We start from the raw sequence: 11036 nt of genomic DNA, 5'->3' as shown, positions 1-11036 counted from the left end.
GCTATACCCCTATCTGTAAACAAAAGTACAATTAAAAAAAATACGATCTTTGTTTGTTGAAAAGCTATCATATACTCTTATGACTTAAAATTTTTCAAGAGAAAATTATACGATTTTTTTCTTTGTCTGCATTCTTTTACTCTCCTTTCTCCAATATCAAGATTTTAAACCTTATTTTACTCCGATACTGATATGAATATCAAAAAAACAAACTGATTTGTAAAATTCAACCAAACCTATCGCTTATCGCTAAATACACCATATCTATCAGCTATTTTAAACGGCATAGAGAAGAGGGGGGGGAATTATTGTATGGACTTCAATATTTAAATTATTGAGTGGAAAAGTTGGGGATCTTCTAAGAAATATGAATGTCGTTCTATCCTTATCTCAAAAATAAACAACAGGAACTTTTTGGGGATAATAACAAAATTAAAATGAGTTATTGATCTAGTAACAGCCATGATAGCACTAGCATGATAGCACTAGTTAATTTAGTAGTCATCTTTGTTAACGATGACATTACTACTTAAAGACAGAGTGTTTATTTTTTATCGATTATTAAATTACAAACTAATTAAATATTAAGAGAGCTTAGTAAATACTCACAAAGAAATTAGCAAAGACTATAAAAAATAGAGAAACCTTATTTCGTTGGTAAACAACCTACAATCTATAAACTCCATTAGCAATCTCATTATAACTGAGTGGGATTTTACCTGAGCATCAAACAAGAAAAGATTATCGATAAAAGATAAAAGTATAGCTAAGAAGTATGTTTAATCGCCCTAAAATCATTAGTACCCTATTTAAACAAATATTTTTTCATGATTAATTATTATAAAATTTTTGTAGCTATCCACGTTAAGCTTCATGATCCCATTTGAAGATAGCTTATTTGAGAGGGAAGATATTATTTTGCAACTACTTGAATTTATGCAAAGATCAGTAAAAATGCTTTTGTGTCATTTTAATCTTCATTCTATAGCTCATATTACCGTCAGAAGATTAATATACATTTCTTACGTTTATTCCCTCTTTTATGAATCCATCCTGGATATTTAAAGTTGAAATTGGTCGGTAATTTTCAGTAATTATAAAAGAAAAAAAGTTATAAACCAAGAAATGGTCTACACTTTAATATAGGAATCAGAGAATAATTCTCTTTGTGTTGCTACATAAAGACACAAACAAAATTATAAATTTACTGCTTACCTTAGATAAAAAACTTGGATAATTTATGAAATTCACAGTTCTTCCACCTAAAAACCCAACGTTATGATGTATTGATAACATCTAAAAATTACTCATTTTCGTTCTTATATCGGAAAATGGTAGCAACTTACAAACCTTTATTTCTGCAATAAAGACACAGTTTAACTATGAGGGTAATACAGCACAGCACCGGTAGAATTATTATTCAGTTAAGTGTGTAGATATATGTGGATGTGTGCAACCTTAAAATACGCTAAAAATATCATACCTCTCAGAAGAGGTATATTTTTCATAGTGACTTTGCTGAACATAGCAATTTTCAGTAGACTTTTCCATAAGGCTCTTGATAAAAGTATCAATATGAATTTATTAAATTAACGGGATTAACAAAAAAAACTGAGCAAGAATTTTATAAATTAATTAGAATTTTATAAATTATTATATAAGGATGGATAGTTAAAATATTTATCTTGCCCTTCTTCCTAAATACCTCGGCATTGATATACCTATGCAAGCATGCTCACGGTAAAGTAATTTAAAACAAAGCGTCAGTATTTATTACGTAACCGAAACAATAAAAAAACAGGAAGACCCATTTTTTACTAAACTTAAGTTTTCAATCTTACCCAAAATACTATAGAAAGTTTACACACAAATCCACACCCTTTGTGTATATATTATCTATCCTTCAGTTCTTCTATAGAAGGTATCCGACCTTTCCTAATCTTGGAAAGAAACCAGGTCTTAATTAAACAACAAATATTACCTAAGATCTAGAAAAAATTTAAAGTAAGAGATGCTTATTTTCTTGAATAACCTGTACCTTGTACAATTAACTCATTAAGCAGAATTTTCCGAAAAACTCTTGAAAAACGGTTAGGTTAATAGAGTAGAATTTTAATAATCCCTAGTCTATAATTACTATTCATCGAATTACTCACATAGGTAAACAAGCATGGTTAAGTCCGAACTCATCAATCATATCGCAGCACAACAAAAAAGAGTCTCATTAAAAGATGTTGAACTCAGCGTTCATCATATTTTAGAGCAAATGAGTATTACTTTAGCCTATGGAAAACGCATTGAAATCCGAGGATTTGGTAGTTTTTCTTTGCATTATCGTCCTCCCCGTAAAGCACATAACCCAAAAACAGGCGAACGTGTTTATACTGAAGCGAAATACACACCACATTTTAAACCAGGTAAAGATTTACGAGACCGCGTTAATAACAATCGACATCGGTATCAAATCACTAAAATTCATAATGATGAATGCTGATGCTGTTGTTGAATAGTTAACGCTAACGGATAAAGTCGTTTCCGCGAAATACCGCTGATTTTCGTCGCTAAAGCTACCGCCTTTTTAAAAGATAACTCCTGAAGCAATACTGTTAATAAACGACTATGTTCTTCATTGATTTCTTTTGTTTTTTCCAGATGTCGTCCCTCAACAAGAATTACAAATTCGCCCTTTTGTTGTTCTAAGTTTTTATTTAGCCATTTTTTTAATTCTAATAAGGACGAAGTATAAATAGTTTCAAATTTTTTAGTTAACTCACGAGCTATCGTAGCCATACGTTCTGGACCAAAAATTTCATTTAATAAACTAATTAAATTTTGAATCCGATATACGGATTCATAAAAAATAAGAGTACGCGACTCTGTTTTTAATGATTCTAATTTTTTTCGGCGTATTTCCCCATGAGAAGGAATAAATCCCTCAAAAACAAAGCGTTCAGTGGATAATCCAGAGGCAACTAAAGCAACAATTCCTGCACAGGCCCCAGGAATAGGAATTACTCGGATTCCTGCTTTTCGCACTGCACTGATTAATCGATAACCCGGATCACTAATAAGGGGAGTTCCGGCATCAGAAATCAAGGCAATATCATACCCTTGCTTTAATTTTTTACATATTAAAACAGTCCGAGTAGCCTCATTATGTGCGTGTAAAGATAGCAAAGTAGTACTTATTCCATGATATTGCAGTAAGCCTTTACTATGACGAGTATCCTCTGTTGCGATTAAATCAACCGCTCTAAGTGTCTCAATCGCGCGCAAAGTAATATCTTTCCGATTACCAATAGGAGTCGCTACAATGTATAAACAACCAAACAAAACAGTGCTCCTTGACACTCTTCCAGTCTACGATAGACTTTATCCATGTGGCAAAAATTTTCAACTATCTGCTCTTTCTTCATTCTTAGCTGCGTTTTCCTATTTACTAGTTGTACAAAACGATCCCTTACAGATATCAATCATCAAATATTTAAGGAATGGGTAAATAATTCAAATCCCTCGTCTCTTAAAATTGCTTTACTCTTACCACTAGAGGGTCAGCTTGCTGAACAAGCGAATGCAATTTGTAATGGGTTTTTTGCTGCTTATTATCAGGCAAAACACAACTCAAAATTAATACCAACGATTTTGGTACTCAATACAAATCATAAAAATATTAACACCGTTTACCAAAATGCTCTCCAAAAAGCAGCCAATATTATTGTGGGCCCTCTTACTAAAAAAAATATCGCTGTACTTGTTAATTCTCATATGCTATCAGTCCCTACATTAGCTTTAAATACTTTAGCTAAAGCGAGGAATCCTTATTTATTCCAATTTGGATTATCCCCACTCGATGAAGCTACCCAAACAGCGTTACGAATATGGAATGACCACCATACTCATATTCTCATGATCACCCCATGGGGGAATTGGGGCAATGCAATTGCTCAAGCCTTTCAAAAACAATTAGAATCTCTCGGCGATAAAATAACTGCACAATTAACTTATAAAGTTAACACGAATTTAAACAATGAAATTTGTCAATTATTGAATATTGACCAATCGGAACGTCGGGAACAACATCTTAAGCATGTACTGTATGAAAAAATTCGCTTTATCCCCCGTCGGCGAGAAGATTTTGACGCTATTTTTCTGGTTGCCAACTTCAGTAAAGCAAGACAAATTATTCCATTGCTTCACTTTTATTACTTAGGTGATATTCCTATCTATGCAACTTCAGCCATTTACTATCCCAGCAGCGTCATTATCGACCATGATTTAGATGGCGTAATATTTGACGATATACCTTGGGTATTAGCTCCTAAACAATTACCCTTATCCATTAAACAAATTCAGGAACGAATACGTACACTTTGCCCAAATTCCTATACTCAAAACTCTCGCCTTTATGCATTAGGGGTTGATGCCTATCAAATTTTACCGAAATTATATAAAATGAGTTTAATATCTCAATACCATACTAATAGTGCTACCGGTGTCTTATATTTACTGCCTAATCAGCAAATTTATCGCCAGCTCTTATGGGCAAAAATAATTAATGGCCAACCACGATTAATTAAATAATTATTAAAAAAAACTCACTTATCTGTTTCTTTTACTATTGATAATTTAGACTGATGTTTTAGTGAACTAAAAAAATTCATTTTAATGCTAAGAAAATATCTTATTATTTTCTTAAAAAATATCTTGTCACTTTCATAAAAAAGCTTAATTCTAATTAACAAAAATTTTAGATATCCAATTAGATATCAAATAGAAAAAATTGATTTCATGATGTCTTAGAAATTAATTTATTTTTTGTAGAAATTTTCTACCATCTATTTATTCTATTTTATCAATCTTGTAACTACTGTTTTTTACTACAAACAGTATCAGTTTATATCAAAACTGCTTTGTATGATATTTATTAAAGCATCCTCTTTTCAATCAAAGCTGATCTCTTTTTATGATGTTTTATCAGTATTGCTAAGAACAGCTAAATTACGTGGATAAAAAATGCAATTAAGGTAGAATACTAATTTTTCTTTGAGAGTGTTGATATGAATTTATTTCAACGTATTAAACACAATTTTAATGAAAGCGTTCAAACTAAAATAACAGCTGCTGAAGTATTACTCGATCCCATTGCTCAAGCAGGGGAATTAATGGTTCAGTGTTTGCTTTCAAATCATAAAATTTTAAGTTGTGGAAATGGTGGATCTGCAGCAGATGCACAACATTTTTCGTCAGAAATGCTCAATCGGTTTGAAGCAGAGCGCCCGAGTCTTCCAGCTATTGCACTCACTACTAACGCCTCTACCGTTACATCAATTGCAAATGATTATAGCTACCATGAAATCTTTTCTCGACAAATCAAAGGGCTTGGAGCAAACGGTGATATTTTATTAGCTATCAGCACTAGTGGCCGTTCAAAAAATATTCTTAATGCCGTAAATGCTGCTCATCACCGTGAAATGAAGGTTATTGCATTGACAGGACGGGATGGAGGAGAAATTGCAACTTTGTTAACTCCCAATGATATAAAGATACAAGTTCCTTCAGAATCTACAGCTCGTATTCAAGAAACTCATTTACTGATCATTCATTGCCTCTGTGACATTATCGACCACCAATTATTTGAATCGGGGGAATAAAAAATCGCTGTTTTACAAGATTTTAAGGAGTTATTAACCATGAAAAAAATAATAATCTTATTAACGCTTGTTTGTTCTCTTGTAGGATGTGTACTGCCTGCCGTATTGATAGCAGGTGCTACCGGTGCGACACTTGGTGGATCTGTGATTTATGATCAGCGCACTTATCAAACAATGAAGCAAGATCATAATGCCCACTCAATCATCCAATACCAATTGGATAATAATTCTCTCTTAAAAAGAAATTCTCATATTAGTATTTCGGTATTTAATAATATAGCGTTGCTCGTAGGACAAGCTAAAACACCTAAAATTCGTGATTACAGTTATCAAACTGTACAGAAAGCTTCTGCATACATCCGACGTATTTATAACGAAATTACTATTGGAGTCCCCCTCTCTCCGGTACAACAAGCTTTTGATTCGTGGATCACTACTAAAATCCGAGTGGCTATGTTAGGAAAAATCGGTTTGCACTCTTCTAATCTAAAAGTAGTTACTGAGAATAAAGTGGTTTATTTAATGGGTATAGTCAGTCCCAAACAAGCGGCTATGGCAGCAGATGTTGCACGACGAATTTCAGGAGTGAAAAAAGTAATAAAAGTCTTTGAATATGAATAATTATATCAAGTTTATTATAATCCAAAAAAAGAACGAATCAACTGAGAAAGGTAGATAACGGGTGTGACAAGAATTCGATTGAGTAATCCAAACAGCAACAAGCTCAACAAAATCCAAATTCCATAAGAGTCTATTTTTGAATAGTTATAAACTACTTTAGGAGGGAAGATTACAGAAACAATACGACTTCCATCTAAAGGGGGAAGGGGAATTAGATTAAGAATCATCAATATTACATTGATTAATATTCCAAAAATACCAGCGTTATAGAAAAAACTGGTAATGTTTCTTAAGATTAACTTTTCTACTCCACTACCCCAAGTGAGACTCACCTTCGCAATAGCCGCCCATAATAAAGCCATAAGTAAATTAGCAAAGGGGCCTGCAAACGCCACAAGAGCTATATCTCGTCGGGGTTTTTTAAAATTATGCCAAGTTACAGGAACCGGTTTCGCCCAACCAAAAGCAAAAGTAAATTTACTTAAAATAAGCATTAAAATTGGTAAAATCAGAGTTCCTAAAGGGTCAATATGTTTCATAGGATTAAAGGTAACCCGTCCAATCTTAAGAGCAGTTTTATCGCCTAATTTGCTAGCTACCCATCCATGAGCCACTTCATGCAAAGTAATTGCAAACAATAAAGGTAAAACAATAAATGCGATGAGATGAATGATATCGCCATAATTCATGAGACTAGTATACCAAATGTAAAAAAATTATTTAACGATTTTAAGATTTGGCCTTCCTCTTTTCAGTAGTGCTGTTTGGTTTGAAGGAGGGGGCGGATTTTTATCACCACTATCTTCTTCCTCGTTGAATACCATTCCTCTTCCATTTTCAAAGGCATAAATCGCTTTTATTGCTAACATAGGAATAAAAAGATGATAACCAATTCCGGAAAAACGAGCATCAAATTCAACTGCGTCGTTACCTATTCGTAATCGGCCCACTGCTTGAGGCTCGATATTCAAAATTATTTTTCCATCTTCTACAAATTGTTCCGGAACTTTTACATTAGGCATCCCAGCATCTACCAGAATGTAGGGGGTCAATTGATTATCAATAAGCCACTCATAAATAGCCCGTAATAAATAAGGGCGGGTAGAGGTCATTTTTAGGGAAAGGTTAGCAGTCATTACGCTCTCTATATTCGCGTTCAGCTTCATTTAAGCTGGCTTGAAAGGATTCTCGATCAAATAATCGATTTTCATAATTAGCGATAGCTTTTGCCGAACGAGGTAATTGAATCCCTAAATAACTTAATCGCCATAATAATGGCGATAACACACAATCTATTAATGTAAACTCATCATTCATAAAATAAGGTTTTTCAGCAAAAATCGGTTCCATCAACACTAAATCTTTCTTAAGTGCCTCACTTTCAGCTTCTGCCTGTTTAGAAGAACCTTCTTCAATAGACTTTACCCGGGGATATAAATCATGCTCAATACGATACATTAATAAACGAAATTTTGCTCGAGCTACTGGATAAACAGGCAGTAAAGGAGGATGGGGAAAACGCTCATCTAAATATTCCATGATAATATACGAATTAAACAAGACTAAATCACGATCTACTAAAGTAGGTAAAGTACCATAAGGATTAAGTTCAGTCAAATCTTCACTGGGTTGATTAACATCAACATTAATAATGTAAACACTGACACCTTTTTCTGCCAACACAATCCGTACTTGATGGCTATAAATGTCTGTAGGACCTGAATAGAGCGTCATAATGGAACGCTTTAACATGATCATTTTAACCGGTGTATTATTTTAAGATTATCGTTTAGAATATTGAGTACCTTTACGTGCCTTATGACGCCCCACTTTTTTACGTTCAACCATGCGAGGATCTCGAGTTACAAACCCTGCTTTTCGCAATACCCTGCGCCATAAACTACTTTTTCCATCTTCTTCGTCGTAGTTTATTAAAGCTCGGGTAATCCCATGACGAATCGCACCTGATTGGCCGCTTTCACCACCACCTTCAACGGTAGCATAGATATCAAATTGAGAGTGAACATCAAGACTCACTAAAGGTTGACGAACTACCATACGAGCAGTTGCTCGACCAAAATATTCATCTAAGTCTTTTCCATTTACCTTAATCTTTCCAGAACCTCTGCTCAAAAAAACCCGAGCACAAGCCATTTTACGACGTCCTGTACCTAAATTTTGCTTTTTTACTACTTGTACTACCATAAATCTTTTAAAGACTCCTTATTCTAACTCAATCAATTTAGCTTGCTGTGCTTTATGGGGATGCTGATTTCCGACATAAATTTTTAACTTACGATAGATTTCACGCCCTAAAGAGTTTTTAGGTAGCATACCTTTAACCGCTAATTCTAACACACGTTCCGGATGCTTTTCCTGTAAGGAATTAAAATTAATAGTTTTTATTCCGCCGGGATAACCAGAATGATGATGATATCGTTTGTGTTCTCGTTTCTTTCCAGTAACTCGAAGCTTATCGACGTTGATAACAATGATAAAATCACCTGTATTGACATTAGGAGTATATTCTGGTTTATGTTTACCGCGTAAGCGCAGAGCAATTTGGCTTGCCAAGCGCCCCAACGTTTTACCGTTTGCATCTACTAATAACCATTTGGAGCTAATGGTTTTTGTGTTTGCTATATAAGTTGTCACAGGTTTTTAATAACTTTTAATTGGAATAGAATAAGAATATTATACAGCACATTTTTTGGATACGCAAGCTCGCTGTCTTTCATTATAAATTCTCTATTATCAATATAAACATAAACTTAAACATAAACTCACAGCAAGATAAACATAAACTCACAGAAAGCACTTCAAATTTTATGATTTTAGAGGAGGAAAAAATAATTTACCGTAAACCGTAAACTAAATAAAATTAAAAACTTCCAAAAAAAAGATTTGCTTTCATTAAAACTATATCTTAAATTTTATACGGTCATAAAAAACATACATAACAACAATAAAAAATAGAAACTTCTCATACCAACAAAAAAAGAAACAAGGGAAATCTGCTCAATGACGAACCCACCAGCAGTACTAGGAAATTTAAAATCTCTACTCGACGACGAAAAAACAACCCTTAACAAAAACATAGCCTCTCATCTTCCAGAAAACAGCAAAAAACTAAATCCCTAACCTCATGCATGAGCATATCTTAAATAAATAATCAAGCTTAATTTATATTTCACTTAATGAAAGCAATTACTCTACTCAGCAAAAAAAATGTAAGTGCTCTTCTAGAAGAACTTACCATTATCATGTATTACCATCTTCAGATAGATGGCGATTATTGAATTGACTCTTACAGACTTAATAAAATGTGTTCTAAAACAGAAACATACCACTACCCACCGCCCCGAGGAGGTGGTCAATTCTTTTACTGGTGAAAAAATGACTGTCAAAACTAAATCTGTTGATGAACTTATCAAAGTTCGTACTTTGAAATAATTTAAAAGCAATGCTTCAGTCAGTTTTTATCTTTCTTTCCCTTCATTATTTGGAAAGGATATCGTATTCCCCCTCAATAATGACGCTCAGCTATCTCTATATTATATATAGATATAATATATCCTCTTATTTAAACATTGAATATTCAATGAAACTTTATGTCTTAACATTTAAGAGCATATGCTTCTCTTAAATATTAATATTATATTCTTCTCATGAAGAAACTAGAATTGCTGATTTTTTATTGTGATTCTTTTAAATTTTAACTATTTACTAGCTCAAGCAGAGACCTCTTGATTTTTCCTGGAAAAATGGGAAAAAGAGAAACTTCATACAAAAATAGATGAATAGAGGAGTAGTATTTAACTATATTGAACCATATTAATCAATTAAATTAATCAATTAAAACATTAGAATTCAAGTGCAACGAATTCTCCACAGATAAACCTTCTAAATCAGATCTAAAAAAGAACAATAGTAAAAAATTGACTTAAATTTAAAACTTTCCATCAACAAATAAGCAATAGAACTTCTGCTTCAGAATAAAAAAATCATTATAAATGTATCAGAAAAGTATCACCACTCCTAGAACAAGTCGAACATTAATAGCTTTAGGTACTCAGGAAGAATCTATTATCTGAGGTTAACCTAAAATATAAATCGATAATATTAATGAAACTATAACCCTAAAAAAATGCTTGCAAGAATTTAATAAACTTAATATAAGCATTAAATATTCTTCGTTCTTCCAGAAACAATCTTGGCTCTTTAAATTTCATTTAAAGAGAGCATTTTCAAAACTTGAAAACATGTCTTCCTACATCAATGCAATTAATCTAGTCAGCTCAAAGAATCACTTGATGATCAAAACCAACTACTAATTTATTAAAGAATCATTTTAATAAGCATGAAAAAGATTAATTAAAAACACTCCAGAAAAGAAAATATAAAAAATATAATATTTCTAATCGTTTGAAACGATTAGGCCAATATGTATAATTTCAGCAATCCACCATCTATCACTGTAAAACAGTGCTTGTATTAGGATTCTTCAAAAAACAGTACCTGAAGAACAAAAATCTAAAAAAGAGCAAAAAAATAAAATAGCGGTGGTTTTTTGAGATCGTAGTTTTTACTCCTACTCTGAGCTAATAAAGAAAATTTAGGGAAACCAATATGTCATTTAAAACTATTCAAAACAGCATTGAAAAGTTTCCTCTAGATAATACGAGTCTAGAAAAGTATACTATTTTGGATTCAACGAAAATGGAAACTAAAAATCCCACAATAGTTCAAATATAACTAAATACT

At 32.7% G+C, this 11036-nt stretch carries 11 protein-coding genes; 5 read left to right on the top strand and 6 right to left on the bottom strand.

Features of this window, described 5'->3' with window-relative positions; all coding sequences use genetic code 11:
- Positions 1 to 2170: 2170 nt before the first annotated feature.
- Positions 2171 to 2494 carry an integration host factor subunit beta gene (locus tag CLERM_RS02140; protein ID WP_102156957.1) on the top strand — a complete coding sequence of 108 codons (324 nt, stop codon included), beginning with the start codon at positions 2171 to 2173 and terminating at the stop codon, positions 2492 to 2494.
- Here CLERM_RS02140 and rsmI read toward each other — a convergent pair.
- Positions 2476 to 3351 carry a 16S rRNA (cytidine(1402)-2'-O)-methyltransferase gene (gene rsmI / locus CLERM_RS02135; RefSeq protein WP_102156956.1) on the bottom strand — a complete coding sequence of 292 codons (876 nt, stop codon included), beginning with the start codon at positions 3349 to 3351 and terminating at the stop codon, positions 2476 to 2478. The genes CLERM_RS02140 and rsmI overlap by 19 nt on opposite strands.
- 27 nt (positions 3352 to 3378) lie before the next feature.
- Between rsmI and CLERM_RS02130 the strand changes: the two genes are divergently transcribed.
- The 3 genes from CLERM_RS02130 (at position 3379) to CLERM_RS02120 (ending at position 6272) form a co-directional block, all read left to right on the top strand.
- Complete coding sequence (locus tag CLERM_RS02130; RefSeq protein ID WP_102156955.1) at positions 3379 to 4581, top strand: penicillin-binding protein activator; 1203 nt, start codon at positions 3379 to 3381, stop codon at positions 4579 to 4581.
- Between the two features lie 476 nt (positions 4582 to 5057).
- Positions 5058 to 5651, top strand: coding sequence for a phosphoheptose isomerase (locus CLERM_RS02125; protein WP_102156954.1), 594 nt, complete (start codon positions 5058 to 5060; stop codon positions 5649 to 5651).
- 39 nt (positions 5652 to 5690) lie between these two features.
- The gene (locus CLERM_RS02120) at positions 5691 to 6272 is read left to right on the top strand and encodes a BON domain-containing protein (protein WP_102156953.1); all 582 of its coding nucleotides are present in this window, start codon (positions 5691 to 5693) and stop codon (positions 6270 to 6272) included.
- Between the two features lie 14 nt (positions 6273 to 6286).
- On the opposite strand, the gene CLERM_RS02115 is transcribed toward CLERM_RS02120, so the two are convergent.
- From CLERM_RS02115 to rplM, 5 genes are read right to left on the bottom strand one after another with little or no spacing between them, the layout of a single operon-like run.
- Entirely contained in the window at positions 6287 to 6961 is a 675-nt protein-coding gene (locus CLERM_RS02115) for a site-2 protease family protein (protein WP_102156952.1), read from the bottom strand.
- A gap of 27 nt (positions 6962 to 6988) precedes the next feature.
- Positions 6989 to 7408, bottom strand: a complete 420-nt coding sequence (locus tag CLERM_RS02110) for a ClpXP protease specificity-enhancing factor (protein ID WP_236905171.1) — start codon at positions 7406 to 7408, stop codon at positions 6989 to 6991.
- Positions 7398 to 8024: a glutathione S-transferase N-terminal domain-containing protein gene (locus CLERM_RS02105; protein ID WP_102156951.1), complete on the bottom strand. Its 627-nt coding sequence runs from the start codon at positions 8022 to 8024 to the stop codon at positions 7398 to 7400. Before CLERM_RS02105 ends, CLERM_RS02110 begins: the two co-directional genes overlap by 11 nt.
- A 30-nt stretch (positions 8025 to 8054) precedes the next feature.
- Positions 8055 to 8477: a 30S ribosomal protein S9 gene (rpsI, locus tag CLERM_RS02100; RefSeq protein WP_102156950.1), complete on the bottom strand. Its 423-nt coding sequence runs from the start codon at positions 8475 to 8477 to the stop codon at positions 8055 to 8057.
- An 18-nt stretch (positions 8478 to 8495) separates the two neighbouring features.
- A complete protein-coding gene (gene rplM / locus CLERM_RS02095; RefSeq protein ID WP_102156949.1) occupies positions 8496 to 8927 on the bottom strand; it encodes a 50S ribosomal protein L13 in 432 nt (143 codons plus the stop codon).
- Between the two features lie 630 nt (positions 8928 to 9557).
- Here rplM and CLERM_RS03955 point away from each other — a divergent pair.
- A complete protein-coding gene (locus CLERM_RS03955) occupies positions 9558 to 9725 on the top strand; it encodes an HU family DNA-binding protein (protein ID WP_157939823.1) in 168 nt (55 codons plus the stop codon).
- Positions 9726 to 11036 lie beyond the last annotated feature (1311 nt).

The sequence above is a fragment of the Coxiella-like endosymbiont genome, assembly GCF_002871095.1.
Lineage (GTDB): Bacteria > Pseudomonadota > Gammaproteobacteria > Coxiellales > Coxiellaceae > Coxiella.
Note: the sequence above shows the minus strand (reverse complement) of the source record. Positions and strands in the feature narration are given on the sequence as shown.